Consider the following 26,493-nt stretch of genomic DNA (forward strand, 5'->3'; position numbering starts at 1 on the left):
AACCGGAATTAATGCTGCTTGCCGTTGCTTCCCTGTGCCAGCGTTTGGAGCGGTGGCGGCGGGCTCTCGGTACTCAGTTCTTGTGGCGGCATTACCACCAGCGGTTCGCTGGGCGAACCTTTTGCCGACAGCACGTTGGAGGTGGTTTCCGGATTGGCGTTCCAGACTGGATCAGCAATGCCGTCGAACACGCTTTTGAGTTGCTTGCCCCAGTTTTCCCGAATCATCTGGAAGTATTGGTTCTTTTCACCGATCGTGACAAAGCGGGTGACTGCCAGCGTATCGTTTTCATACAGCAGCATATCCAGCGGCAAGCCCACCGAGACGTTGGAGCGCAGGGTGGAGTCCATCGAGATCAGCGCACATTTTGCCGCCTCGTCCAGCGATGAGGAGGGGGTAATGACGCGGTCAAGTATCGGCTTGCCGTATTTCGATTCGCCGATCTGGAAGTAGGTGTTTTCGTTGTGCGATTCGATGAAATTGCCGGCCGAATAAATCTGGAACAGGCGGCAACGCTCACCTTTGATCTGACCGCCGAAAATAATGCTGACGTTGAAATCGATACCGAATTTTTCCAGTGCCGCCGCTTCGCGGTCATGGACGGAGCGGATCGCCTCGCCGACAATTTGCGCGGCTTCGTACATCGAGTCGACGGTCCAGATGGTCTTGCCGGCGGCATTCACGCGCTCGCCGATGATTTCCTTGATCGACTGTGAAATAGACAGGTTGCCGGCAGTCATGAAAACCATCAGGCGTTCGCCCGGGTTTTCGAACACACTCATCTTGCGCGCGACGGCGACATGGTCGACTCCCGCATTGGTGCGCGAGTCGGAAAGAAAAACCAGGCCGGAATCGAGGCGCAGGGCTACGCAGTAAGTCATGATGTGTGAGAAAAATACAAAGTCGAGATTTTACAGTAAGCCAAATCCGTATCCTGGTCAGATTGCCACACTTCGTTACTCAGTTGTTAACTGTGTGGCAAATTTTCACGAATTAAAGCTGACGATTCATTGATCCGATGGCAATGCAGAAACATTGACTTGTACGGTCAACGTCTCTTCGCCGCCGCCGCGCCGTACTCCGCGTACCGGCGCAGCCGAATCGTAATCCCGTCCAATTGCTAACCTGCAATAGTTGTTGCTGGCGAAGCACGCATGGGTCACATCAATACTGATCCAGCCCGAAAAGTCATGTTCCTCAACCCATACGTCCACCCAGGCATGGCTTTCCGCATGGCTGGTGTTGCCAGGATCGATATAGCCGGATACGTAGCGCGCCGGAATGCCAGCCGTGTGGCAGCAGGCCAAGTACAAGTGTGCGTGATCCTGGCAGACACCTTGTCCCAAGGCCAGCGCATCGTCAGCGCTGGTAGTCACCGCAGTCGATCCGCTCTGGTAGGCCACGGCAGCACAGATCGCCTGCGCCAGGTCCAGCAGTTGCGTGTTGCCGGCGCCAGCCTGCAGGTGCCGGTGCGCAAAATCCATCACGGCTGCGGTGGGCTGCGTCAGTTGTGTCGGCACCGTAAATACCAATGGCGAAAATTCACCCGGTTGCGGCAGGCGCCCCAGATGCAAGGGAGCGATCGCCACCGTGCCTTCGGCAATGATGCGGACCTCGTGGTGCGGCCTGGTGATGGTCAGCGTATGGCTCAGATTGCCGAAAGCATCGGTGAAAGGATGGCGCGTGCCTGAACTGCGGATATTCCAGGCCAGGGTACGCTGCTGCACTTCCGCGCGCGGCGTCAGCCGCAGCTGCTGAATCGTGTAGGTCAGCGCTGCGGTGTAGTGGTAAACCGTTTCATGCCGGATGGTCAGTAGCATGTCGGGCATCAGGTATTGAGGGGCACCAGGAAATCGCGGCTGATGCGATTGCCGAGTTCGAAAATTCGCTCGAAGAACTGCGTCAGGTAATCATGCAGACCGGCGTCCAGAATCTCATCGAGACTGCTGAACTTGAGATCGGCATGCAGCTTTCCGGCGAAACGCTCGGTGTCGGCGGAAATGTCGTTGTGCACATGTTTCAGATTGCCCACCACTTGCGTCATGCAGGCCAGCAAGGAACGCGGCATGTCCGGCCGCAGAATCAGCAAATCCGCCACACGAGCCGGTGTGATCACATCGCGGTACACCTTGCGGTAGATTTCAAAGCCGGACACCGAACGCAGGATCGCCGCCCAATAGTAGAAATCGACCTGCGGTTCGGCGATCGCCTTTTTACGTTCCTCAGCGTGCCGCTGTTCAGTGCTTTGCCGCTGGCCGTTTTGGTGATTCTTTTTGTACGTGCCTTCTTTCGCGCCGTGGAATTTGACATCGATGATGCGCGCGGTATTGTCGGCGCGTTCCAGGAATGTGCCAAGGCGAATGAAGTGAAACGCTTCGTCTTTGAGCATGGTGCCGATGGTCACTCCGCGTGACAGATGTGAACGGTGTTTGACCCATTCGAAAAATTCACTCGGATTGCGCTCCAGCGCATCGGTTTGCAAGTAACCCTGCATCTTGATCCAGGTGGCGTTCTGGATTTCCCATGCTTCGGTAGTCAGCGCGCCACGCACCGCGCGGGCGTTCTCGCGTGCCTGTTTCAGGCAGGATGCGATCGAGGAGGAATTGCTCGGATCGCGCACCATGAAATCAATCACGTCTTTTTGCGTCAGCACGCTATATTTTTTGTCGAAAGCCTGCTGCAGTTCGGAAATGCCAAGGATCGCGCGCCAGCCTATTTCCGCATCTTCAACCGATTGCGGCAACAGCCCGGTTTGCACGTGCACATCCAGCATGCGTGCTGTGTTTTCTGCCCGCTCGGTGTAGCGGGACATCCAGAATAAATGATCGGCGGTGCGACTGAGCATGTTATTTCTCCAGAATCCAGGTGTCTTTGGTGCCGCCGCCTTGGGACGAATTAACCACCAGAGAACCTTCCTTGAGGGCGACGCGGGTCAGGCCGCCGCGCACCAGGGAGACATTTTTTCCAGACAGCACAAACGGCCGCAGGTCCAGGTGGCGTGGCGCGATGCCGGATTCGACATAGGTCGGGCAAGCCGATAAAGCCAGGGTCGGCTGGGAGATATAGCCATCCGGCTTGGCAATCACGCGCTGGCGGAAATCTTCGATTTCCTGCTTGGTGGAAGCCGGTCCGACCAGCATGCCGTAACCGCCGGCGCCATGCACTTCCTTGACGACCAGATCCTTCAGGTTATCCAGGGTGTACTGCAAATCGTCTTTTTTGCGGCACTGGTAAGTCGGGACATTGTTCAGGATCGGTTTCTCCGACAAATAAAACTGGATCATGTCCGGCACGAACGGATAGACCGATTTGTCATCGGCGACACCGGTGCCGATGGCATTCGCCAGCGTGACGTTACCGGCGCGATACACCGACAGCAGACCGGGCACGCCCAGCGACGAATCGGGACGGAAGGCGAGCGGATCGAGATAGTCGTCGTCGATCCGGCGATAAATCACGTCGACCCGTTTCGGGCCGCGCGTGGTGCGCATGTAGACCGCGTTATCGTTGACGAACAGATCCTGGCCTTCAACCAGTTCCACGCCCATTTGCTGCGCCAGGAACGCATGTTCGAAGTAGGCCGAGTTATACATCCCCGGTGTCATCACCACCACGGTCGGATCGGTAACGCCAACCGGCGCCACCGAACGCAGATTGTCCAGCAGCAGGTCAGGGTAGTGATCGACCGGGGCAATCTTGTGGCGCAAGAATAGTTCGGGGAACAGCCGCATCATCATCTTGCGGTTTTCCAGCATGTAGGACACGCCGGAAGGTACCCGCAGATTATCTTCCAGCACGTAAAACTCGCCCTGGCCGGCACGCACGATATCGACACCCGCAATATGCGCATAGATATCCGAGGCAACCGAGATGCCCTGCATTTCCGGGCGATACTGGGCGTTGCGGAAAATCTGTTCAGCGGGGATCACACCTGCCTTGACGATGTTCTGGCCATGATAGATATCGTGGATGAACATGTTGAGCGCCTTGACGCGTTGTATCAGGCCGGCTTCAAGCGTGGCCCACTCCTGCGCATGGATGATGCGCGGAATGATGTCGAAGGGGATCAGACGTTCGGTGCCGGCGTCGTTGCCATAGACGGCAAAGGTAATGCCGACGCGGCGGAAAATCAGGTCGGCCTCAGCGCGTTTGCGGGCGATGGTTTCAGCGGTCTGAGCGTTGAGCCAATTGGAAAACTCGTCGTAGTGCGGACGCACCGACGATTTGCCATCGGAGTACATTTCATCGAAAAAATTTGCCATGATCTTGCTTTGCTGTGGTTTGATCGGAAACTATCAAGTAGCTATCAAGAAGCGTGCCTGTTGCACGCTGCTGGCTGACGTTTAAGCTTTGGCCTGTGTAAAAAGATTATTCAAAAATTAACATGTTATGTTGTAATTTGAACAGGTTTTATTTTCAGCAATGCCGTGTCAGCACTTAGCAAATTTTGCGTAATCTGGGTGGCGTCCTCCATGTTGTTTTGACTGCAAAAACCTGGTGTTCAAATGCCGCGCAAGTAGCCTAAGTCGTCTGAACCCATGGCGTCGGCGCCGGGACGGCGCACGGTGCGGGCATGTCGATCGAAGTGAACGCCGCCGGGCTGACGATTTCAAGATACTCCATGTCTTTCGAGTAGTCGAATAAAAAATGCACTATGCCTGGGCGCTGGTGCACGCAATCGCCGGCCTTGACCAGCGTTTCCTTATCGCCGTACATGAAACGGGCCCAGCCTTTAAGCATGTAGACGATATGGAAATTGGCTTCATGCCGGTGCCAGCCAGTGCCTACTTCGGGCGCCATGTTGGCTTTCACCAGATGCGCCACCACCTGGCCGCCGGTGGCGGCGGCAATCCCGAGATCGCGATACAGGAAAAAATCGCGCAGGCCGCCGGATTCGAATTCGGTGTCGCCCTCGCGGACATGCGAGAACAAGGTGGTCGACGACTCGGCCGGGCTGGCAGATGTACTTGTGTTTGTATCCATCGCAGCTATCCTTTATCAAAACTCTACATCCAGTTCATTGATATCGTCCGGTTCCAGCTTGGCGGCCTCGATCCATTCCTGCATTTCCGGCATCGCAATAATGCGTTTGCAATAGGCGCTGCAGACGGAATCCAGTTTTACATCGTACGTCAAAAACCGGGTCGTCACCGGTGCATACATGGCATCGGCCATCGAGCGTTCGCCAAACAGGAACGGCCCGCCGTAGGTCGCCAGGCATTGCTTCCAGATAGTGGTGATGCGTTTAATGTCGGCTTCGGCGCGCGACCAAACCTTGAAGTCGGGGAAATGCGCTTTGATGTTCATCGGCAGCGCCGAACGCAAGGCGCTGAAGCCGGAGTGCATTTCGCCGCAGATCGAGCGGCAGTGGGCGCGCGCGGCGCGGTCCGCCGGCAGCAGCCCGGCCTTGGGCCGGATCTCGTGCAGATATTCACCGATAGCCAAGGTATCCCACACCACGATATTGCCGTGGTACAGGCAAGGCACCAGGATCGACGACGACAGCAGCAGGATTTCGGCACGTGCATCCGGATCTTCCGGCGAGATCAAGTTTTCCTCGAACTCAAGACCGGAAAATCTCGTCATCAGCCAGCCACGCAACGACCATGACGAATAATTTTTGCTGGTAATGCTCAATGTGGTCTTAGGCATGGCAATATTCTTCCGTATTGGATCGAAAGCATTTTTGATTGGCAAACCGTTTGACAACTACTGAGCAAAGGCCGTGCCAGAGAGTTGGGCATGGATATTGCAGACGTAGCATTTGCCGGCATTCCAATAACAGGGTAGTCCCATGACAGAAATTTACCAGGCGTATCAGGGCTATTCGGACCTCAGCGATCCGATGCGGGTGTGGGCCGGCATGGCCGCACCGGTGTTCGGCTACAAATGGCAAGGATGGCCCGACAGTCTGACGCTGCGCAAGCTGGCTGCAGCCTGCGAAGTGTTTTCTTGCACCCGGTTGACGCATCAACGCCCCGCGTTCGGGATAGATAGCGTGGCGGAAAATGGCTGCACAGTTTCGGTGCGCGAAGAGGTGGCCGACCAGACGCCGTTCTGCACTTTGTTGCATTTCCGGAGGGAAATAAATGCGACGCAGCAGCCACGCGTACTGGTGGTAGCGCCGATGTCGGGACATTTCGCCACACTTTTGCGCGGCACCGTGACCACGCTCCTGCGCGATCATGATGTGTACATTACCGACTGGCACAACGCGCGCGACGTGGCCTTGCGCGACGGCCGCTTCGGCTTCGACGAATATGTCGCGCATTTGATCCGTTTCATCGAAAAGATCGGCCCCGGCACACATCTGCTGGCGGTTTGCCAGCCAACTGTGGCGGCGCTGGCGGCGGTATCGCTGATGGCTGCCGAACGACATCCGGCGCAGCCGTCCAGCATGACCCTGATGGCTGGTCCCATCGACACCCGCATCAATCCGACGGCGGTCAATCACCTGGCGAAAAGCAAGCCGATCACCTGGTTCGAAGAAAACCTGGTCAGCACCGTTCCCGGCCGTTTCACCGGCAGCCAGCGCCAGGTCTATCCCGGGTTCCTGCAGCTGAATGCGTTCATGAGCATGAACCCGGAACGTCACCTCAAGGCCTTTCAAAACCTGTACAACTATCTGGTGGAAGGTGAAGACGATAAAGCCAATCTCATCAAGACTTTCTATGCCGAGTATTTCGCCATGTCGGATCTGGCGGCGGAGTTTTACCTGGAAACAGTACAAAGCGTGTTCCAGGATCACGCATTGCCACTTGGCGAAATGCAGGCATTAGGGCGTACCATCGAACCGGCAGCGATTCGCCGCACCGCGCTGTTTACCGTAGAGGGGGAGAAGGATGATATCTGCGCAGTAGGCCAGACCGTGGTGGCGCAGGATATGTGCAGCGGCATACGGCCGTACATGAAGGCGCATCATGTGCAAACCGGTGTCGGCCACTATGGCGTATTCAACGGCCTCCGCTGGGACAAGGAAATCTATCCGCGCCTACGCGAATTTATTTACAGCCACCAGTAGGGTGGGTACGCCTTTGTGCCCACGCGTGACCGTGATGGTCGGAGTACGGACCGACGCAGTGTCGAAATAGGCAAATACGTGGTGTGAATTCCGCGTGGGCACAAAGGCGTGCCCACCCTACGAAAAAATTATTGATTGTCGCAGAGGATATCCATGTCAATTCACGTAGCACTCAATCATCTCACCACCTATCGTTACGAACGTCCGATCAGCCTGGGACCCCAAATCATTCGTTTGCGGCCGGCGCCGCATTGCCGCACCCGCATCCTGAGTTATTCGCTGCGGATATTGCCGGAACCACATTTCATCAACTGGCAACAGGACCCGCAGGCCAACTATCTGGCGCGGCTGGTGTTTCCCGAAAAGGCCAGTGAATTCCGCATCGAGGTCGATCTGGTGGCCGAAATGTCGGTGCTCAATCCCTTCGATTTTTTTCTCGAGCCGTATGCCGAGAAAGTGCCGTTTTCCTACGCACCGGAATTGCAGAACGAACTGGAGCCGTATCGCAAGAAATTGCCGCTGACGCCGTTGCTGCAAAAATTTCTGGATCAGGTGCCGCGTGAACGAATCCGCACCGAGGATTTCCTGGTCAGCCTGAATCAGCAACTGGCGCAAATGATCAGCTATACCATCCGCATGGAACCGGGGGTGCAAACGCCGGAGCAGACTCTCGGCCTTGCTTCAGGTTCCTGCCGCGATTCGTCGTGGCTGCTGGTGCAGATACTGCGTTATCTGGGTTTGGCGGCGCGCTTCGTATCGGGTTACCTGATCCAGCTGACGGCTGACCAGAAATCGCTGGATGGTCCATCCGGACCGCAAACCGATTTCACCGACCTCCACGCCTGGTGCGAGGTGTACCTGCCCGGCGCCGGCTGGATCGGCCTGGATCCAACCTCCGGCTTGCTGGCCGGGGAAGGGCACATCCCGCTGTCGTGCACGCCGGAACCATCATCGGCGGCGCCGGTCAGCGGCATGGTCGAGCCATGCGAAGTGGAATTCGAACACGCCATGAGCGTACGTCGCATCTGGGAATCGCCGCGCGTCACCAAGCCGTATAGCGAGCAGCAATGGGAAGAGATTGAAGAGTTGGGTCACGCTATCGACGATGACCTGGATACGTTCGATGTCCGCCTGACGATGGGCGGCGAACCGACCTTCGTCGCGCGCGATCATCCGGATGGCGAGGAATGGAACACGGCCGCGATGGGGCCCACCAAGAAACCGCTGGCAGCAGAACTCTATCATCGGCTGCGGCAGCAATATGCTGCGCAAGGTTTGCCGCATTTCGGCCAGGGGAAATGGTATCCGGGCGAGCAGTTGCCACGCTGGTCGCTCAATTGTTACTGGCGGCGCGACGGCGAACCGATCTGGACCACGCCGGCATTGATTGCCGACGAAACCCAGGTGCAGGTGAAAGCCGGCGATGACAACGTCGCTGAACGCTTTCTACAAGGCGTTGCCGCGCGCCTGACGCTGGATCGCCAAAACGTGTTTGCCGCCTATGAGGATATCTACTACTACCTGTGGCGTGAGCGCCGTTTGGCGATCAATGTCGATCCGTCCGACGCGCGGCTGGATGACAAGCAGGAACGGGCCAGGCTGGCGCGGGTTTTTTCGCAAGGCTTGCGCAAAGTTGCCGGCTACGTACTGCCGCTGGCCCGCAGCAACGATGAACGCGAGTGGAAAAGCGGCAGCTGGTATTTGCGCGGCGAATTCTGCTATCTGCTGCCCGGTGATTCACCATTAGGCTACCGGCTGCCGCTCGATTCGCAGCCATGGGTCAAGACCGGCGATTACCCTTACGTGCATCAGCCCGATCCTACGCAGGCCTTCCAGCCGCTACCGATTGCACAGCAAATCCGGCATCACCTTGCGACACCGGCTTCTACCAACGGCAAGGGTAAAACGGCTGCGGCGGATGCGTCGAAATATAGTTCGGCGTTCGCCAGTGAAGCACCAGCGGCACCGGCGCCATTCGAGTCGGCCGATGATATCGCCCGCACTGCCTTGTGCGCGGAAGTACGGCAGGGCGTGCTGTATTTGTTCATGCCGCCGCTGGCCCGGCTGGAAGATTATCTGGAGCTGGTGGCAGCGATCGAAGCCACGGCGCAGGCTTTGAAGCAGCCGTTGTTGATGGAAGGCTATGAACCGCCCAACGATCCGCGCCTGGGTAAGTTCAGCGTCACTCCCGACCCCGGTGTGATTGAAGTAAATATCCAGCCCATGCATAGCTGGAGCGAGCTGGTTGCCAATACCAACTATCTGTACGATGTCGCTCGCGAGACCCGTTTGACTACCGAGAAATTCATGCTCGACGGTCATCACTCCGGCACCGGCGGCGGCAACCACCTGGTGTTGGGCGGCGCCACCACCAGCGATTCGCCATTCCTGCGGCGTCCGGATCTGTTGCGTAGCCTGATCAGCTATTGGCATAACCATCCGTCGTTGTCCTATCTGTTTTCCGGCATGTTCATCGGCTCCACTTCGCAAGCGCCGCGCGTTGACGAAGCGCGCAACGACGCCGTGGTCGAGCTGGAATTGGCGTTTACCGAAATGGACCGGCAAATCGCCGCCGGCAGCTGCGCGCCATGGCTGGTGGACCGGCTGCTGCGCAATCTGCTGATCGATGTAACCGGCAACACGCATCGCGCCGAGTTTTGTATCGACAAACTGTATTCGCCCGATAGCAGCACCGGTCGCCTTGGTTTACTGGAATTGCGCGCATTTGAAATGCCGCCGCATGCACGCATGAGCCTGACCCAGCAGTTGCTGCTGCGGGCGCTGGTAGCGCGTTTCTGGAAAACGCCGTACAAGCCGCCGCGCCTGGTGCGCTGGGGCACCGAGTTGCACGACCGTTTCCTGCTGCCGCACTTCATCTGGCAGGATTTCTGCGATGTGATGGACGACATGCAGCAGGCCGGTTATGCGCTCAAGCCGGAATGGTTTGCACCGCACTTCGAGTTTCGCTTTCCAAAAATCGGAGATTTTGCCGTCAACGGCATCGCCCTCGAACTGCGCACGGCGCTGGAACCCTGGCATGTGCTGGGCGAGGAAAGCCGTTCCGGCGGCAACGCCCGTTATGTCGATTCTTCGCTCGAGCGATTGCAGATGAAAGTCAACGGCATGGCGCCGGATCGCTATGTGCTGACCTGCAACGGCGTGCCCGTGCCTTTGCAACCGACAGGGCGCGTCGGCGAGTTTGTCAGCGGCGTGCGTTATCGCGCCTGGCAACCGCCGTCGGCCCTGCATCCGACCATCGGCATCGATTCGCCGTTGACCTTCGATCTGGTGGATACCTGGAACGGCCGTAGCCTGGGCGGTTGCCAATATCACGTGGTGCATCCGGGCGGGCGTAGCTACGAGACGTTCCCGGTTAATGCTTTCGAAGCGGAAAGCCGGCGTCTGGCGCGTTATTTCCGGCTCAATCACACCCCGGGGCAGATGCAGGTAACCAAGCCGATAGCATCCATCGAGTTCCCATTTACGTTAGACTTACGTCACTTCTGATCAACCTGCGTAGTCAAGGATTCTTCCAAGAAAAAGCGCCGTCATCCCCGCGAACGCGGGCGCCAATGACGGGGTCGCCAACGACGGGGCAGAGTGTTCTGAATCTTTGGCGCAGGTTGTTTAACCATTGCAAGTGACGCAAGCTATAAACCATGTACCGGCGTTTACTCGAAAGTTATCCAGCAGAGGCAGATCGTTACGACGAAATGCTTGAAGCCGGCGGTCGCCTGCGGCCGCATTGGCGTACGCTGATCGATCAGCTGGAAGGCCTGTCGCCAGAGATTCTGCGGCGCCGTGCGCGCGAGGTGCGCGAAGCGATTGCTGCAGAAGGCGTTACCTACAATGTGTACGCCGACCCGCAAGGCGCCAACCGCCCTTGGGAGCTGGATCTGTTGCCGCAGATCATCTCCGCCGATGAATGGCAGACCTTGTCCGCAGCGGTAACACAGCGCGCGCGTCTGCTCAACGCGGTGCTGGCCGATCTGTACGGCCCGCAAACTCTGCTTTCCGAAGGATTGCTGCCACCGGCATTGGTGTTCGGCCAGCATGGCTACCTTTGGCCCTGCCGCGGCATCGAACCGCCGGCAGGCATACATTTGCACCTGTATGCGATCGATCTGGCACGCTCGCCGGATGGCCACTGGTGGGTCATGTCGGATCGCACCCAAGGGCCCTCGGGCGCCGGTTATGCCTTGCAGAACCGGCAGATCATGGCGCGCGCATTGCCGGATACGGTGCGCGACATGCATGTCCAATCCCTGCTGAAATTTTTCCATACGTTGCACGACAGCCTGAACACGCTGGCGCCGGCCGGCGGTGAACCGCCGCTGGTGGTATTGCTGACGCCGGGGCCGTATAACGAAACCTATTCCGAGCATGCATTCCTGGCGCATACCCTGGGCTTTCCGCTGGTCGAAGGGGCCGACCTGATGGTGCGTGGCGATATGGTGTACCTGAAGACGCTGAGCGGCTTGCGACGGGTCCATGCGATCCTGCGGCGGCTGGATGACGATTATTGCGATCCACTCGAATTGCGCGCCGATTCAGCGCTCGGCATTCCGGGATTGGTGCAGGCGGCACGCCTTGGCAATGTGCTGATCGCCAATTCACTTGGAAGCGGCGTGCTCGAATCCGGCGCCTTGCACGGCTTCCTGCCAGCCATCTGCGAGCGCTTGCTGGGTCAGCCGCTGGCGCTGCCGGCGGTGGCATCGTGGTGGTGCGGTGAAAAGCCGGCGCTAGATTACACCCTGGCCAATCTGGAACAGCTGGTGATCATGCCGGCGTTTCCATCCATGCGCATGCAACCGGTCTATGGCCACAGCCTGAACGCGCAATCGCGCCAGCGCCTGGTCGACAGCTTGCTGGCCCAGCCGCATGCCTATGTGGCGCAGGAATGGGTGCGCTTGTCGCAGGCGCCGGTATTGTCGCGCAGCGGCGAATATCGTTTGATGAGCCGCGCGGTGAGCCTGCGGGTATTCGTGGTCGCCGCTGCCGATGGCAGCTATCATGTGATGCCGGGCGGCCTGACACGTGTCGCACCGCGTCAGCGCAAGGATGTGGTATCGATGCAGCAGGGCGGCGCCAGCAAAGATGTGTGGGTGCTGAGCCCGGTGCGACCGGAGGCGAGCGAAGCGGCCGCATCATTGGCAGCGCCGCTGGACGCTATCGATGGCCGGCAACGTGCATTGGATACGATATACAGCACCGTCGATATTTCATCGCATGCCGGCGAAAACCTGTTCTGGATGGGGCGCTACGCCGAGCGCTGCGACAACCTGGCGCATCTGCTCAGGGCGACTCTGCAACGCAGCACCGATCTGCAGGGTGAAGCGCGCGAGACTTTCTACCAGCTCTGTGAAATCTGCCGCGGCCTCGGGATTGCGCTGCCAAGCGCTACGCCTGCAGGACGGCCAACCGTCAACGCCATGCAACAAGGCCTGATTGCCGCCATAGTCGATCCCACCGCGAGCATCAGCATCGCCGCCAATCTGCGTCATTTGCATCATTGCGGTTACCAGGTGCGTGAGCACCTCTCGCTGGATAACTGGCAGGCGCTTAATCGCATGCCTGGCCTGACGGCGGACAGCAGTGGCCAGGTTGGCGTGACGCCTGCCGCTGCGCTGAGCATGCTGAACAACGTGATCCAGGCTTGCGTCGGCCTGGCCGGACACGCGCTGGACGATATGACGCGCGACGAAGGCTGGCATTTCCTGATGCTGGGCCGGCATATAGAACGCATGACCCATCTGGCGACCTTGTTCGGCCAGTTCCTGCGGCTGCCGGCGGAGCGCCAGAACCAGACCTTGCCGTGGTTGCTGGAGTCGGCCAACAGCGTGGTCACTTATCGCGTGCGCTATCGGCGTGCGCCGGAATGGCTGCCGGTATTGCATCTGCTGGTGTTCGACGTCAGCAATCCGCATGGCATCGCATTCCAATTCCATATGCTGGAGCGCTATCTGAGCGATATCGCGGAACAACTCGGCACCCTCAACATGGATACGCCGGCACATTTATCGGCGTTGCTGCGCGAATTTGAATTACAGGATTTAAGTCATGATTCCTTGTTTGTGGCAGATGCGCATGCGCGTCTGGTGCAACTGATGCGGGATGCGATTGCCGGTGCTTTTTCCCTGTCCGACGAATTGGCCCGGCATTTCTTTACGCCGCTGAACGCACCGGTGAGCCAGGGAGTGTCATGATGAGCGAGCACCCCTCTCACACTTATCACATCCGTCACGATACGCACTATGCGTATTCGCAAGCGGTGCGCTTGTCGCACCAGATGCTGCGCCTGACGCCGCGTTCGCTGCCATGGCAAACCTGCACTTCGCACGGCATCAGCATTACGCCCGAACCGCAAAACCTGCGATTGCTGCTGGACAGTTTCGGCAATCCGATGCAATCGTTTTCGCTAGAAAGCGATCATACCGATCTGCGCGCGCTGGCGGAATCCTGGGTGACGCTGACGCCGCGCCAATTGCCTTCGGTGACACCGTCTTGGGAACAAGCGCGCGCGGCACTCTCGTATCACGCCGGTCAGTTCTTATTGCCTGACGATCTGGAAGCCACGCGTTACTTGTTTGAATCGGCGCACGTGAGGATCAAGCGCGAACTTCTGGCCTACGCAGCAGAGTCGTTTACGCCCGGATTGCCGTTGCTGGCAGGAGTGGAAGCTTTGATGACGCGGATTTTCCAGGAATTCACGTTCGATCCGCTGGCGACCACGGTATCCACCCCGATCACAGAGGTGTTTGCCACCCGGCGCGGCGTCTGCCAGGATTTCGCGCACTTCATGCTGTCATGCTTGCGTACATTGGGTTTGGCGGCGCGCTATGTCAGCGGTTATCTGCTGACTGAACCGCCGCCGGGACAGCCGCGTTTGATCGGCGCCGACGCTTCGCATGCCTGGGTGTCGGTATATTGTCCGAGCTTCGATGGCCAGCCCAGCAGTTGGATAGATGCTGATCCGACCAACGGCATCTTTCCGGACACCGGCCACATCACGCTCGGCTGGGGCCGCGATTTTCTCGACGTTTCGCCCTTGCGCGGCGTGCTGATCGGCGGCGGCCAGCAAACCATGGATGTGGCGGTGACGGTATTGCCGGCACATGAGGCGCCGGGGTTTGGTTTTGCGGTTTGAGGCTGCAGGTTTTTCGGAGAGCATTGATTAATCAATACTTTGGAGATTTGATCAGCATGTCGTGGAGATGGCAATCACCTACGCTGATCTGGCCGGGATTCGATCAAAACACTATCCGCCGCCGTAAATAGCCGCTGCCTTCGCGGCGTTTATTGGTTTGCGGTGAGATGAACTTACTCCGTAAATCCGCTACATTGGCATCGGTTTGTAGCGGGAAAAGCTGCGCCAATTTTTGTTGCTGTACCGGGTCAAACTGCGTTTGCTGCTCGGCATTTTCCATCGCTTTGAATTGCTCAGCGCGATGGCCAGGCGCATTTTCTGCCTCTTGGCAAATATCGAGTTTTTCCTGCATCATGGCCGCCATGCCGGGGGCGTCCTTGATCGCATTTTGATAATTATTCCACACTTGCCGATCGTAAGGCGAGGTCGGTCCGCGCCCGCTCTTGCTGTACTGGCGCACCATATCCAATATCCTTTCGGCCTTTTCTTCATCGGCGCTATACCCCACCATCGAAAACCCCGCCAGCGAATCGTGCACCTGGTCACGCAATAACAGCATGTACGGCTCATCGAATGACGCCGGCGGCCGCTCAAACTGTTTGAATGCCCATAACTCATCTGTGCGTGGCGCTACCTTGTTTCTGTATAACTGCTGTTGCCACTGATTTGAATTGGCGATCTCTTCGTGTTCCAGCGGAAGGTCATAGTGACGGCCACCCTGCTGCGCAAAGTAGATACGCTTACGCAATATAGCCAGATCGCCTTTGAGCAAATCATTGTAGCTGCGGATATCTTCCTTCTCTTGTGGATTCTTGGCACGGGTATAGGGCGGGATGTGCGTGAAATCATGGAGCCATCTGCTGCGGAACAGGTAAAGCAAACGCATATGTTCGCGCACTATCTTGTCGTAATCGTTGCTCTGGAATTGTTCCTTGCCGTAATCCATGTAAGTATTCCAGGCTCGGCTGATTACCGGATCAATCTCGTAGTCTGCTCTCAAGTCGGACGGCATGACGCAATACGCCGCCAGCGGTACACCCGCAACAGTAGCAGCGTGATGCATGTGCAGTAGCGGAATCTGCGACAACATCAGACCCGTTTTCATGCCGCGCCCTTGATCGCCGGGGCCGTAACCGCCACCGACATCGCTATGCACACCGGGGTAAATATATTCGGATACGTTGTTACCCGTCACCCGGGTGACCGGAAAGTTACGGCGCTGCTCGTGCGCGGCAATGTAGTGCACGGTTTTTTTAACGCATTGGGGCAATGGCTTGAGCGTTTCCGCTGCCCAGCTAAAGTGGCCGTTGGCAAAGAACAGCGGTGTGCTTTCTGCTGCAGAATTCGCCAATCCAATCGATGCCACACTATCGAACAGACCTAAAAATGTAATCTCCGCCGGCATGCCGGCCAATTTCCCGTCTTTCAACATATCGGAAAACCAATAGCAGAAAGCCCGAGCTTCCACTGCGCCGCGTGAAAAGCCGAATACGTTTAGTGTGATTTTTGGGATATCCGGCCATCGTCTGGCTGCGCGCGCTTTACCCAGCTTGTCGTTTAATTCTTTGTTGAGTGCGTCAAACCAGGTGCGACGGTCGGGGCGCGGCTCATGGGCGTCGCGTAGTGGGTCGTTGGTTTCGACGTCTTGGGCGTATTGTTGGATTTTGGCGGGGATGTCGTTATCTTCAAACATTCTGGCGCCGTCGCTAAATGCTTGATGAATGGCGTTATAAACCTGAAGTAATCCAAATAAAATCCGCGCTTGCCCACCTTTGCCAAGGGCCTTGCCATCTGCGCTTTCGCGCCATTCTCGGTTCTCTGGAAAACGTGTGCCCAAACCCGGAACATAAATCCGGTAATGCCCAGTTGCTTTCAGGGTACCGGCGCGGTCAGCAGCTTTATGCGCTTTGAATAATTTGACGACATTGGTATGCGATTGCAACGGTTCATCACGAATCATATTATTGTTGGTGCCATCGAAGAACAAACCGATCTTGACGAATTTTTGGCACGGAGGTGCATTTTTTGCAGGCTGATCATCTATGCCTTGCACGTGGCGGCATTCTGCTGTGGACAGAAGCATTTCATTTTCAGCGTTATCGGAAATATGCGACGGTGCGGATTGAATTGGAATATTCATTTATTCTTCCTCTGGCGGTGCGGTAACACTATCTGGGGAAATGGGATGTTTGGAGCTTTCTGGAGCATAAATAGGCGAGGCAACTATTCGCACCTCATCATTTCCAAAAAAATGGACCGCGAGCGTTCCCGCCTTCTCATATCTTCTGATCGTGGTGGTTTTTTCTATCCAGTCGCGGCCATTGGGTTTCCAACGTACCTTGACTTTCATTCCTGGCTGCCATTGCTTCGGAAGTATGTAACCGGCGGCGACAATACCGCCACAATCTAGACCGCTTGCCATGCGTGAACTAAATGGCTCTTGCACATAGAAAGAATAGATATAGCCCACTCCCGGATGGGAAAAGCAACCTATCGATACAGGTACCATTGGAATATTTACTAGTTTTGAGGTTTTTTTTGCTGGGGCTTCTGTAGTAACTGCCGGTGATATTGCGCAAGCGGACAGCGCTAGCGTTGCGGAAAATAGCAGGAGATATTGGATGCGCATGGTTTTCCTTTGGTTTAATTTATGTGTACAAGAAAATCAGATCAGGCGCTTTCACTTGGAGGCATTCGGTAGTGGTCGGCAGCATTTCAGTTACTGTGTTATCGGAAATGCTTAGCGGTGCGGATTGAATTGGCAAATTCATTTAATCCACCTCTGGTGGCGCAACGGTAAGACTTTCAAGGATGGGATGTTTGGGACTTTCCGGATAAGGAAGCGATGAAACTATTCGGACTTCATCATTGATAAAAAAGTGCGCGAACAGATTTCCTGCCCTCTCATACCGTCTGATTGTCGTGGTTTTTTCTATCCAGTCGCGACCGTTAGGCTTCCAGCGTACCTTGACTTTCATTCCTGGCTGCCATTGCTTCGGAAGTATGTAACCGGCTGCGACAATGCCGCCGCAACTCAACCCTCCTGCCATTCGCGAACTAAAAGGTTCTTGCACATAAAATGCGTTGATGTAGGGCGCTCCATCATGACTGAGGCAGCCTATTGATACAGGCACCATTGGAATATTGAGCAGTTTGGAGGTTTTTTTTGCTGGCGCTTCTGTAGTAACTTGCGGCGGCGTTGCGCACGCAGTGAGCGCCAGAGCAGCTGCAAATAGTAGTAGATGCTGAATGCGCACGGCTTTCCTTTGACTAAGTTTTGCTGATCCAAAAATTTGGAATGAATTAGCTGGCACGTTGCAGTGCGACGTCGACACCATGCTCCTGTGCTGCATCCAGCAATGCCAATGCCTGATACCTATCTGGCATCATCAACGCATCCACTATTAAATTTCGCCGATCGGTATCCTTCTTGATGCCGCGCAGATCCATCTCTTTCAGTAAGCCGGCAATCATCGTGTAGAGAGTAGATGCTGTACGCCCCACAACAATTTGCGGAACTGTTTCGGCGAAATTGCACAAGATAAAATCCGCCTCGCTGCTATCGATCAAGCCGACGTATTGCCTGTCGGTGATGTCGATGGCGTTGTCTTCACCGATAACGGGCGGGGTATAGGCAGTTGCGTCGAGGCAAGTTCCGTCAATGGTGGTAAGCGTGCCTTTCCGGTTGATCAAATGCCACGCGGTGAAGCCGGAACAGAACGCGCTGCGCTGCGCGTCATTGAACATGTTCAGCATATTTTGGCTGCACATGGTATCGGCAAAGCGTACCAGCATGCATAAGCCGTCTGAGGTGGTGCGTATCTGTAGAAACGCGGCGAAGTGCCGTTGCAGTGCATCGATGGTCAGCGGGCTTTGCAAAATGCTGAACATCGGCTTGCCTTCGCTAGCAGCCAGCAACGGTGGCAAATTCTTCTGCGTCAAGTTCAATAGAAACGGCGAGCATTCTTCGTATCCGCTTAGCCTCGTATTGTCATACAGCGATACCACGCTGCTATCGCTTTGCTGGCTGTGTTTCCAAAGCCGGAGACCTACGTCGTCGTCAAATGCACCATCGACCAGCGCATACATATAGAGCTTGCCGTATTTTTCGACCAGTTCGCCGGCGGTAGTCAGGATCAGATCGTTTAACTCGGGATGGTGTGGGTCGACACCGAAATACATGGAGTTTCCCCTTAGGTTAAGTCGTTAAATGTTGGGGCAGTAGCGCCGACATTGCGCACGCTGAGTTGCCTGGACACTGAACTGCCAGCGTCGCCGACCAAGTGACTTAAGCTAAAGGAATTGGGTGTTTTTAGGATGAGCGGTCTGATTTTGCTAACGAATTTGTCGGAAATAGCGGTCATTTGGCACATCCTCATGGCGAGCGGGAGTGCTGACTATTGCATAGAGAATGACGAGATGCAAGAAAAACAATTGACAAATAAATATCAATTGTTGGTTAATGTTATTTATGATTTTTGGCTGACGACTATCGCTCAAGTATTTTAAGAAAGAGCGGATTTAAGGCGCCCGAATCTGATGCAGCAACGCAACCGCGCGCGAATCCGGCGGTGGCGTCAGCAAACTCACAACAATCAGCGTCAGCAAACTCGCCGGCACGCCAAAAACACCGGCAGCCATCGGCGCGATGTGGAACCATTGGCCGCTAACAGAACCGCCAAGCGCCGGATAGGTGTGCAGCATGTAATAGATGCAGGTGCTGAAGCCAACCACGATGGCGGCAATCGCCCCTTGCTGGTTGCCGCGTTTCCAGAATACACCCAGCGCCAGCACCGGGAACAAGGTCGAGGCCGCCAGTGAAAATGCCGCGCCTACCATCGACAGGATATCGCCCGGTTTCAAAGAGGCGGTATACGCCGCCAGCAACGCCACCACCAGCAGCAGCAATTTGGATACCGTGACGCGCTTGGCGTTGGAAGCATGCGGATCGATCATCTTGTAATAGACGTCGTGCGACAAGGCGTTGGAAATCGTCAGCAGCAAGCCGTCAGCGGTCGATAGCGCTGCTGCCAGTCCGCCCGCTGCGACCAGTCCGGAAATGTAATAGGGCAGGCCGGCGATTTCTGGCGTCGCCAACATGATCATGTCGCCGTCGAGGTTGATTTCCGACAGTTGCACAATACCGTCGTGGTTAAGATCGACAATACTGACGAGGGGGTTGCTCTTGTCGATATTGGCCCAGTAGGATACCCAATCCGGCAGGTGTGCATAGTCGGAGCCGACCAGCGAGGTGTAGATGGTGTATTTCACCAGCACCGCCAGCGCCGGCACCGTGAGATAGATCAGCACGATAAAAAACAGCGTCCAGAATACAGACTTGCGGGTTTCCTGCACTGACGGCGTGGTGTAGTAGCGCATCAGGATGTGCGGCAAGGAGGCCGTGCCCAGCATCAGGCAAAACACCAAAGCCAGGAAATTATTCCGTTTGATATCCGATACCTCCCGGGTGGCGCCGGGATATGGCGTTACCTGCGGCAGCGGCGGCTCGGCGCGCGCCAGGTTGGCGGCTTTGTCCTGCTGCCATTTGCGTTCGGCTTCCTCCGGCGTCTTCGGATAGTTGTTCAGGGCGCGATTGGCGGCACGGATCTCGATCAGGGAGCTGTTGTTGCGCTTGAGTAGCTCGAGATGATGCTGTGCCTCTATGCGTCCCTGTTCCCAGGATTTTGGCAAGTTATGCAGGCGTGTATCGAAGTCATCGGCATTGGCCTTGAATATCGCCCGCACTTCCATCTCTTTCGAATCGGTATCGAGTTTCTTTTCGATCGTATCGATCTGCGACAGCACCGAGCCGTAGGAAAATGGCGCTACCGGGTTGTGCGTATGTACCGCCGATAGCCAGACGACGGGAATCAGGTAGGCAAACAGGATGATGATGTACTGCGCCACCTGGGTCCAGGTAATCGCTCGCATGCCACCCAGGAAAGAGCAGACCAGGATACTGGCCAGGCCGAGGAAAATGCCGACCGAAAAGTCAACGCCGGTAAAGCGTGAGGTGATCAGGCCGACGCCGTAGATTTGCGCCACCACATAAATGAAGGAAATCACTACCGTGGCCGCCACCGCAACTATCCGTATGGGATTGCTGTTGGTGTGGCCACGGTAGCGCGCGGCGAGGAAATCGGGGATCGTGTATTGGCCGAATTTGCGCAGATACGGAGCGATCAGCAACGCCACCAGGCAATAGCCGCCGGTCCAACCGATGATGTAGGCCAGGCCGTCGAAGCCTTGTAGATACAGACCGCCGGCCAGGCTGATGAAAGTGGCGGCAGAGATCCAGTCGGCTGCGGTTGCCATGCCGTTGAATAGTCCCGGTACGCGTCGTCCGGCCACATAGTATTCGGAGACATCAGAAGTACGGCTGACGATGCCGATACCCGCATACAGGACGATGGTCGCAAACATGAACAGATAGCCGATCCAGGTGCGCGGCAAGCCTTCTTTTTCCAGGATCGCCAATACCACCAGCAAGAGGATGAAGCCGCCGGTATACCAGCCGTAATAGCGTACCAGCCGCCAGAAGAAAGATTTATCGTTCATTGCTGCTCGCGATCCGGCTGGCGTTGATCTGTTTTTTTCATTTGCCAGGTGTATATCGCGACGATCAGCAGGTAGATCAGCGCCAATCCCTGCGCCGCCATGTAAAACGACAGCGGCCAGCCGAACAGACTTATGCGCGACAGCTCACGTGCAAAGAAGATGACGGAGAAGGTCAGTACAAACCAGATCAGCAACAGCCCCAACGTCAGTCGTCTGGTGCTTTGCCAGTGACTGGCGGGTTGGCGCGGGCGGGTTTTAAGCATACGTATATCTGGTCTGTGGCTAGTGATTGTGGTTAGTGGAAATCGGTATTGGATTCTGAAACCGGATTTTCCAACAAGCGAAAGCTGACGCGGAACAGGCTGCCGGGCAATTCCGGGTCAGTGCTGCGCGGATTATAGGAAATCGTCACCTCGGCAGCATGTTGCTGCGCGATTTCGCGCACGATCGCCAGTCCCAGGCCGCTGCCGTTGCCGCCGCCGCTGCCGAGGATGCGGTAAAAGCGCTGGAACACATGGTCGCGCTCGGCCGGCGGAATGCCGGCACCGGTATCTTCGACCTCTAGTATCGCCAATCCTGCCGCAGAGTTTGCCACCCCGTCACCGCGCACGCGGACCGTAACGCGGCCCTCGACCGGCGTGTAGTGCAGGGCATTGTCGATCAGATTGCCAAGCAGTTCGCGCAACATGAGCGGGTTACACAAGACCGGCAACGCTTGATCGGCCTGTTCAAAGCCGAAATCGATACGCTGGGTGAACGAAGCCTGGACCCAGTCCTGCACCACCGCGCGCGCGAATTCCGATAAATCGGCCTGCACAAACGGCGCGCTCTCCTGCGACTGGTTTTCCGCCCGCGCCAGCGACAGCAATTGATTGACCAGCCGGGTCGCCGATTCCGAACTCTTTGCCAGTTGCTCTAGTGAGCGATGAATATCGTGGTGGCTGGTTTGCCGCAACGCCAGTTCGGACTGCATGCGCATGCCGGCCAGCGGCGTTTTCATCTGGTGCGCAGCGTCGGCAATGAAACGCTTCTGGGTTTGAATCGAGAGCGACAGGCGCGACAACATATCGTTGAGCGAACGTACCAGTGGCGAGATTTCTTCCGGCACCTGGCCTGAATCGATGGGACTCAGGTCGTCCGGGCGCCGGGCCCGGATCCGCTGCTGCAATTCGGATAATGGCGACAGGCCGCGCGACAAGGCAAACCAGATCAGCGCCAGTGCAATCGGCAGGATCAGGAATTGTGGCAGGATCACGCCCTTGATGATTTCGTTCGCCAGCCGGGCGCGCTTTTCCAGCGTTTCGCCCACTTGCACCAGCGCTAGCCGTGGCGGCTCCTTCTTGCCAGCGGCGACATTGGCATCGATCGCATTGCGCAGATCGACATAGGTGTAGGCGATCCGCACATCGGTGCCATGCACGGAGCTATCCCAAAACCTGACTGTGCCCGGGTGCAAGGGATCTTCTTCCGTCACCGGCAAATGCATGTCGCGGTCGCCGTCGACATATTCGCCATGCGGACCGGTGATCAGGTAATAGACATTATCGACATCGTCGGCACGCAGGAAATCGCGCGATGGATTGGTCAAACGGGTCACCACCTTGCCGTTGACTTCGCTGACCTGCTGCGACAATACCGTGACGCTATCGTCCAGCGCCTGGTCGAAGGGCTGGTTGGCGATCGACTTTGCGACGACATAGGTAATCGCGATGCTGATCGGCCATAGCAGCAACAGCGGCACCAGCATCCAGTCCAGGATTTCACCGAACAGCGAGCGCTGTACCCGTTCTTCGGTTGGTGCAGATGATGGAGTGGTCGGGCTTGGCTGCGCGGCCAGGGATTGAGTGTCGCGCATGGACAAGTATTAGCGGCGGCTGGACGAATCCACCGGGGACAGCGGCGCTGCGGAAATTGCGGAACTGATTTGCGGTTCGCTGATTTTTTCCAGGCAGTAGCCAAGACCGCGCACCGTGGCAATCCGCACACCGCCGATTTCGATTTTCTTGCGCAAACGATGGACATACACTTCGATGGCGTTATTGCTGACTTCTTCGCCCCATTCGCACAGGTGATCGACCAGTTGTTCCTTGGAGACCAGACGGCCAGTGCGCTGCAGCAATACTTCGAGCAAGCCGAGTTCACGCGCCGACAGGTCGAGCATCTGTTCGTTGATATAGGCGATCCGTCCGACCTGGTCGTAACTGAGCGGGCCGTGCTTGATGACAGTAGGGCCGCCGCCGGCGCCGCGCCGGGTCAATGCGCGTACCCGTGCTTCCAGTTCGGACAGTTCAAATGGCTTGGCCATGTAATCGTCGGCGCCCAGATCGAGCCCTTTTACCCGCTGTTCGAGTGAATCGGCGGCGGTCAGGATCAGTACCGGCAACCGCGAGTTACGGGCGCGCAGGCGGCGCAGCACTTCCAGGCCGGTCATTTTTGGCAGGCCCAGGTCGAGGATCAGTAAATCGAAATCCTGGGTCGACAAGGCCGAATCCGCTTCCATCCCGTTCATCACGCAGTCGGTGGCATAACCCGACTGGCGCAGCGAACGCGTCAGTCCATCGGCTAAAACACTGTCGTCTTCGGCAAGCAAAATGCGCATGATAGTGGTGTTTCCGTATACGGTGAGTGGAAGGTTCTAGTTGTAGTCTATGGCGTTTCATTCTTTGCGGCAAGGTCGGTTGCAAAATTAGCGCTTCTGTTTGGTATAATCATTGCCACCTAATCTGGCCTGGATCCGCTTTCCTACTTTGATGCGACGTTTACTGATTCTTTTGCTGATGTTTCTGCTGCCTATGCAAGTCTTTGCAGGCATGTCCGAATTTAAAGCAAACACTCAGGCAAACCTGGCGGCGACGCTGGCATACGCGGTTCAGCAAGATGATTACCAAGATGTTCAGCAGCATACGCCGGCCTGCAGCGCTGACAGCGATTGCAATTCACAGGATAGCGGTGTGGACGACATCGAGATGCATGTCGATCTTGGCGATGAAACGGTACCTGCTTTTCCCCTTATATTTGCCGCTGCGGCAATTGCTTCAACACCGGCGCTAAGTAACGACAAAGCGCGCCAACCTCCGTTCTTGCCTCCGGCCGGACCTCCGCCGAGAGCCTAAGCGCCTTTACGCCGCCATTGTTTAGCAGCTGGCGGCGGGTGCCTTCCTATCTGCCGGGCAAGCTCCCGGCGATTCCATCCATCCACGATGCTGATCGGCAGACTGATGCGCATCTTGCATCTGGTCTTAATTCCGGGTCGTTTAGCATCATGGGATGGCTGCGAAGTTTCAAAATTGAGCGGTGCGTATGACCACATATGCCCGTGATTGCATCAAATCTCAGGAGAAAGTATGAAGAAATTATTCGTGGCGCTGATCGTCGTAGCCATGACGTTGTCAGCTGGGATGTCGACCGTTGAAGCCAAGCGCATGGGCGGCGGCGGTTCATTCGGCAAAAAATCGCAAAGCATGAATCGCCAAGCTGCGCCGGCGCAGAATCAAGCCGCCAATGCCGCCAAGCCAGCCGCGGCGGCTGCTGCACCGGCCGCTGCTGCAGCCGCCAAACCTAGCATGTGGAAAGGCATGCTGGGCGGCGCTTTGCTGGGCTTGGGCCTGGGCGCGTTGCTGTCCAGCATGGGTCTGGGCGGTGCGATGGCCGGCATGATCAGCAACATGATCATGATCGCCTTGTTCGCGTTTGCCGCCATGTTCATTTACAAGCTGGTCCGCCGCAAGATGGGTAACGGTACCGCTGGCAACAACGGCATGCGGCCTGCGTTTGCTACCTCGGCGCCTTCCAGCTTCACGCCGGAAATCGCTTCGCGTATCGATCAGCCGATGCAACGTACGGCGTTTGACGCTGCGCCTGCAGCGGCGGCGATGGGTGCCGGGGCTGGTGCTGCCGGCGTTGGTGGCTGGGGTGTGCCTGCGGACTTTGATACTGTCGGTTTCTTGCGTCATTCCAAGACTTATTTCCTGCGTCTGCAAGCGGCGTGGGATAAGGCTGATAGCAACGATATCCGTGAATTCACCACGCCGGAGATGTTTGCCGAGTTGCGTATGCAGTTGCAAGAGCGTGGCGCATCGGATAACCATACCGATGTCGTGACGCTGGATGCTGAATTGCTGGGGATCGACACTGTCGATGGCGATTATCTGGCCAGCGTGAAGTTTACCGGCATGATCAAGGAAGACGACGCTTCTGCTGCTGCGCCGTTTGCCGAGATCTGGAACTTGTCCAAGCCAACCGCAGGTCAGGGCGGTTGGATATTGGCAGGGATCGAGCAAGTGGAACAAAACGCCTGAATCTAGCCTTTGGGTAGTTGTAGCTCAGTAAGATGTTTAAAAGCCGCCGGTGAGAAATTGCCGGCGGCTTTTTCTTTTGATTCGCACTACTAATGGCACAATACGGGGTTTTCAGGATATTGCTAAAGGAATGTTAATGAGTTTGCCAACGAGTTTGTCTGCAGGTTTGCCAACAACCGCCCCGGATTCCGCCGTGATTTTGACCGGCGATCGTCCGACCGGTCCTTTGCATCTGGGTCATTTTGTCGGCAGCTTGCGGAATCGGGTTGCTTATCAGCACACTTACCGGCAATTCATCATGCTGGCCGATGCCCAGGCGCTGACTGACAATATGGAGGACACCGACAAGGTGCACCGGAATGTGGTGGAAGTTGCGCTGGATTACCTGGCGGTTGGCATCGATCCGTCCTTGTCGACGATCCTGATTCAGTCGCAGATTCCTGAGCTGGCGGAGTTGACGTTCTATTATCTGAATCTGGTTACCGTGGCGCGGCTGGAGCGTAATCCTACGGTTAAGGAAGAAATCCGGTTGCGGGGGTTTGAGCGGGATATTCCGGCGGGCTTCCTGACTTATCCGGCTAGCCAGGCGGCTGATATCACGGCGTTCAAGGCGGCGCTGGTGCCGGTGGGTGAGGATCAGATTCCGATGATTGAGCAAACCAATGAGATTGTACGGCGGTTTAATCGTACTGTCGGGCGTGATGTGCTGGTTGAGGCTAAGGCTTTGGTGCCGGAGATTGGTCGTTTGCCAGGTATTGATGGCAAGGCCAAGATGAGTAAATCATTGGGTAATACGATTAACCTGGGCGCTACCGCGGATGAGATTCGGGCGGCTGTGAAGCAGGTGTATACCGATCCTTTGCATTTGCGGGTGCAGGATCCTGGGCATCTGGAGGGTAATGTGGCTTTCCTTTATCTGGATGCGTTTGATCTTGATAAGGATGGGTTGGCGGAGATGAAGGCGCATTATGTGCGCGGTGGTCTGGGCGACAGTTTGGTGAAGGCGCGTTTGGAAGCCTGTCTGCAGGACTTGCTGGCGCCGATTCGCGCTCGTCGCGAAGAGCTGGCCAAGGACAAAGGCCATGTCATGCAGATCCTCAAAGACGGCACAGCCAAGGCGCGTGAAGTAGCAGCCAAAACCGCCGACGAAGTCAAGGCAGCCCTAGGCCTAAGCTACTTCTAATGTAGTCATTTGGGGTCAGAGTTTTTTTACGACAGTCCTATCGTCGTAAATTACTCTGACCCCAATTGACGGACCACGGAGTACGTTTCGTGGCATGTGACAAGGGTTCGTCGCTAATTAAAACGCTAGCTACTCCGTGGGTACGTGCGCCGGGGGTAGCCCCATACGCGCTAACCAAACTTTCCTCCTCTGAATTGATCCTGCTGATAATGACGTTTCTTTCGCGAAGGTTCTCGCAGTAAATTGCGCATTTCTGTCCATTGCTCAAGGCAAGCAAACAACGACA

21 protein-coding genes are annotated in these 26,493 nt (G+C 56.5%); 7 read left to right on the top strand and 14 right to left on the bottom strand.

Annotation, left to right across the window (positions count from 1 at the left end; translation table 11 throughout):
- Positions 1 to 8 precede the first annotated feature (8 nt).
- The 6 genes from KHU29_RS14005 to KHU29_RS14030 all read right to left on the bottom strand — a co-directional run bounded on the left by KHU29_RS14005 (position 9) and on the right by KHU29_RS14030 (position 5,652).
- On the bottom strand, positions 9 to 881 hold the full coding sequence (locus tag KHU29_RS14005) for a proteasome-type protease (RefSeq protein ID WP_211453403.1): 873 nt from the start codon (positions 879 to 881) through the stop codon (positions 9 to 11).
- A 126-nt stretch (positions 882 to 1,007) separates the two neighbouring features.
- Positions 1,008 to 1,820 (bottom strand): transglutaminase family protein, encoded by an 813-nt coding sequence (locus KHU29_RS14010; RefSeq protein ID WP_211453422.1) that lies wholly within the window; start codon positions 1,818 to 1,820, stop codon positions 1,008 to 1,010.
- A gap of 8 nt (positions 1,821 to 1,828) precedes the next feature.
- The gene (locus KHU29_RS14015; protein ID WP_211453404.1) at positions 1,829 to 2,845 is read right to left on the bottom strand and encodes an alpha-E domain-containing protein; all 1,017 of its coding nucleotides are present in this window, start codon (positions 2,843 to 2,845) and stop codon (positions 1,829 to 1,831) included.
- 1 nt (position 2,846) lies between these two features.
- Positions 2,847 to 4,262 carry a circularly permuted type 2 ATP-grasp protein gene (locus tag KHU29_RS14020; protein WP_092415339.1) on the bottom strand — a complete coding sequence of 472 codons (1,416 nt, stop codon included), beginning with the start codon at positions 4,260 to 4,262 and terminating at the stop codon, positions 2,847 to 2,849.
- Positions 4,263 to 4,521: 259 nt separating this feature from the next.
- Positions 4,522 to 4,983, bottom strand: a complete 462-nt coding sequence (locus tag KHU29_RS14025) for a cupin domain-containing protein (protein ID WP_211453405.1) — start codon at positions 4,981 to 4,983, stop codon at positions 4,522 to 4,524.
- A gap of 15 nt (positions 4,984 to 4,998) precedes the next feature.
- Positions 4,999 to 5,652, bottom strand: coding sequence for a glutathione S-transferase family protein (locus KHU29_RS14030; protein WP_211453406.1), 654 nt, complete (start codon positions 5,650 to 5,652; stop codon positions 4,999 to 5,001).
- Between the two features lie 142 nt (positions 5,653 to 5,794).
- Here KHU29_RS14030 and KHU29_RS14035 point away from each other — a divergent pair, with 142 nt between their 5' ends.
- From KHU29_RS14035 to KHU29_RS14050, 4 genes are all read left to right on the top strand, one after another.
- Positions 5,795 to 7,021 (top strand): polyhydroxyalkanoate depolymerase, encoded by a 1,227-nt coding sequence (locus tag KHU29_RS14035; RefSeq protein WP_211453407.1) that lies wholly within the window; start codon positions 5,795 to 5,797, stop codon positions 7,019 to 7,021.
- A 153-nt stretch (positions 7,022 to 7,174) separates the two neighbouring features.
- Entirely contained in the window at positions 7,175 to 10,528 is a 3,354-nt protein-coding gene (locus tag KHU29_RS14040) for a transglutaminase family protein (protein WP_211453408.1), read from the top strand.
- Between the two features lie 152 nt (positions 10,529 to 10,680).
- On the top strand, positions 10,681 to 13,227 hold the full coding sequence (locus KHU29_RS14045) for a circularly permuted type 2 ATP-grasp protein (RefSeq protein WP_211453409.1): 2,547 nt from the start codon (positions 10,681 to 10,683) through the stop codon (positions 13,225 to 13,227).
- Positions 13,224 to 14,168: a transglutaminase family protein gene (locus KHU29_RS14050; protein ID WP_425514477.1), complete on the top strand. Its 945-nt coding sequence runs from the start codon at positions 13,224 to 13,226 to the stop codon at positions 14,166 to 14,168. The genes KHU29_RS14045 and KHU29_RS14050 overlap by 4 nt, the downstream gene beginning before the upstream one ends.
- 103 nt (positions 14,169 to 14,271) lie before the next feature.
- On the opposite strand, the gene KHU29_RS14055 is transcribed toward KHU29_RS14050, so the two are convergent.
- The 8 genes from KHU29_RS14055 to KHU29_RS14090 all read right to left on the bottom strand — a co-directional run bounded on the left by KHU29_RS14055 (position 14,272) and on the right by KHU29_RS14090 (position 23,325).
- Entirely contained in the window at positions 14,272 to 16,308 is a 2,037-nt protein-coding gene (locus KHU29_RS14055; protein WP_246542024.1) for a phospholipase effector Tle1 domain-containing protein, read from the bottom strand.
- Positions 16,309 to 16,797: a DUF3304 domain-containing protein gene (locus tag KHU29_RS14060; protein ID WP_211453411.1), complete on the bottom strand. Its 489-nt coding sequence runs from the start codon at positions 16,795 to 16,797 to the stop codon at positions 16,309 to 16,311.
- Between the two features lie 142 nt (positions 16,798 to 16,939).
- Positions 16,940 to 17,482 carry a DUF3304 domain-containing protein gene (locus KHU29_RS22240; RefSeq protein ID WP_211453412.1) on the bottom strand — a complete coding sequence of 181 codons (543 nt, stop codon included), beginning with the start codon at positions 17,480 to 17,482 and terminating at the stop codon, positions 16,940 to 16,942.
- Complete coding sequence (locus KHU29_RS14070; protein WP_211453413.1) at positions 17,472 to 18,350, bottom strand: DUF4123 domain-containing protein; 879 nt, start codon at positions 18,348 to 18,350, stop codon at positions 17,472 to 17,474. The genes KHU29_RS22240 and KHU29_RS14070 overlap by 11 nt, the downstream gene beginning before the upstream one ends.
- A gap of 339 nt (positions 18,351 to 18,689) precedes the next feature.
- Positions 18,690 to 20,726, bottom strand: a complete 2,037-nt coding sequence (locus KHU29_RS14075; RefSeq protein ID WP_211453414.1) for a sodium:solute symporter family protein — start codon at positions 20,724 to 20,726, stop codon at positions 18,690 to 18,692.
- The gene (locus KHU29_RS14080) at positions 20,723 to 20,989 is read right to left on the bottom strand and encodes a DUF4212 domain-containing protein (RefSeq protein ID WP_211453415.1); all 267 of its coding nucleotides are present in this window, start codon (positions 20,987 to 20,989) and stop codon (positions 20,723 to 20,725) included. Before KHU29_RS14080 ends, KHU29_RS14075 begins: the two co-directional genes overlap by 4 nt.
- Positions 20,990 to 21,021: 32 nt before the next feature.
- The gene (locus KHU29_RS14085; RefSeq protein WP_211453416.1) at positions 21,022 to 22,581 is read right to left on the bottom strand and encodes a sensor histidine kinase; all 1,560 of its coding nucleotides are present in this window, start codon (positions 22,579 to 22,581) and stop codon (positions 21,022 to 21,024) included.
- A gap of 9 nt (positions 22,582 to 22,590) precedes the next feature.
- Complete coding sequence (locus KHU29_RS14090; protein ID WP_211453417.1) at positions 22,591 to 23,325, bottom strand: response regulator transcription factor; 735 nt, start codon at positions 23,323 to 23,325, stop codon at positions 22,591 to 22,593.
- A gap of 112 nt (positions 23,326 to 23,437) precedes the next feature.
- Between KHU29_RS14090 and KHU29_RS14095 the strand changes: the two genes are divergently transcribed.
- From KHU29_RS14095 to trpS, 3 genes are all read left to right on the top strand, one after another.
- Positions 23,438 to 23,839 carry a hypothetical protein gene (locus KHU29_RS14095; protein WP_211453418.1) on the top strand — a complete coding sequence of 134 codons (402 nt, stop codon included), beginning with the start codon at positions 23,438 to 23,440 and terminating at the stop codon, positions 23,837 to 23,839.
- 231 nt (positions 23,840 to 24,070) lie between these two features.
- Positions 24,071 to 25,024, top strand: coding sequence for a Tim44 domain-containing protein (locus tag KHU29_RS14100; RefSeq protein WP_211453419.1), 954 nt, complete (start codon positions 24,071 to 24,073; stop codon positions 25,022 to 25,024).
- A gap of 136 nt (positions 25,025 to 25,160) precedes the next feature.
- Positions 25,161 to 26,207: a tryptophan--tRNA ligase gene (gene trpS / locus KHU29_RS14105; RefSeq protein ID WP_246542025.1), complete on the top strand. Its 1,047-nt coding sequence runs from the start codon at positions 25,161 to 25,163 to the stop codon at positions 26,205 to 26,207.
- Positions 26,208 to 26,493 lie beyond the last annotated feature (286 nt).

This window comes from Collimonas antrihumi, from assembly GCF_018304965.1.
Classification (GTDB): domain Bacteria; phylum Pseudomonadota; class Gammaproteobacteria; order Burkholderiales; family Burkholderiaceae_D; genus Collimonas; species Collimonas antrihumi.

Coding starts and splice junctions, on each gene's coding strand:
- KHU29_RS14075 (WP_211453414.1), bottom strand. CDS start 20,726: ATGAACGATAAATCTTTCTTCTGGCGGCTGGTACGCTATTACGGCTGG.
- KHU29_RS14025 (WP_211453405.1), bottom strand. CDS start 4,983: ATGGATACAAACACAAGTACATCTGCCAGCCCGGCCGAGTCGTCGACC.
- KHU29_RS14070 (WP_211453413.1), bottom strand. CDS start 18,350: ATGTATTTCGGTGTCGACCCACACCATCCCGAGTTAAACGATCTGATC.
- trpS (WP_246542025.1), top strand. CDS start 25,161: ATGAGTTTGCCAACGAGTTTGTCTGCAGGTTTGCCAACAACCGCCCCG.
- KHU29_RS14030 (WP_211453406.1), bottom strand. CDS start 5,652: ATGCCTAAGACCACATTGAGCATTACCAGCAAAAATTATTCGTCATGG.
- KHU29_RS14045 (WP_211453409.1), top strand. CDS start 10,681: ATGTACCGGCGTTTACTCGAAAGTTATCCAGCAGAGGCAGATCGTTAC.
- KHU29_RS14040 (WP_211453408.1), top strand. CDS start 7,175: ATGTCAATTCACGTAGCACTCAATCATCTCACCACCTATCGTTACGAA.
- KHU29_RS14080 (WP_211453415.1), bottom strand. CDS start 20,989: ATGCTTAAAACCCGCCCGCGCCAACCCGCCAGTCACTGGCAAAGCACC.
- KHU29_RS14055 (WP_246542024.1), bottom strand. CDS start 16,308: ATGAATATTCCAATTCAATCCGCACCGTCGCATATTTCCGATAACGCT.
- KHU29_RS14035 (WP_211453407.1), top strand. CDS start 5,795: ATGACAGAAATTTACCAGGCGTATCAGGGCTATTCGGACCTCAGCGAT.
- KHU29_RS14010 (WP_211453422.1), bottom strand. CDS start 1,820: ATGCTACTGACCATCCGGCATGAAACGGTTTACCACTACACCGCAGCG.
- KHU29_RS14005 (WP_211453403.1), bottom strand. CDS start 881: ATGACTTACTGCGTAGCCCTGCGCCTCGATTCCGGCCTGGTTTTTCTT.
- KHU29_RS14015 (WP_211453404.1), bottom strand. CDS start 2,845: ATGCTCAGTCGCACCGCCGATCATTTATTCTGGATGTCCCGCTACACC.
- KHU29_RS14020 (WP_092415339.1), bottom strand. CDS start 4,262: ATGGCAAATTTTTTCGATGAAATGTACTCCGATGGCAAATCGTCGGTG.
- KHU29_RS14050 (WP_425514477.1), top strand. CDS start 13,224: ATGATGAGCGAGCACCCCTCTCACACTTATCACATCCGTCACGATACG.
- KHU29_RS14090 (WP_211453417.1), bottom strand. CDS start 23,325: ATGCGCATTTTGCTTGCCGAAGACGACAGTGTTTTAGCCGATGGACTG.
- KHU29_RS14085 (WP_211453416.1), bottom strand. CDS start 22,581: ATGCGCGACACTCAATCCCTGGCCGCGCAGCCAAGCCCGACCACTCCA.
- KHU29_RS14100 (WP_211453419.1), top strand. CDS start 24,071: ATGAAGAAATTATTCGTGGCGCTGATCGTCGTAGCCATGACGTTGTCA.
- KHU29_RS14060 (WP_211453411.1), bottom strand. CDS start 16,797: ATGCGCATCCAATATCTCCTGCTATTTTCCGCAACGCTAGCGCTGTCC.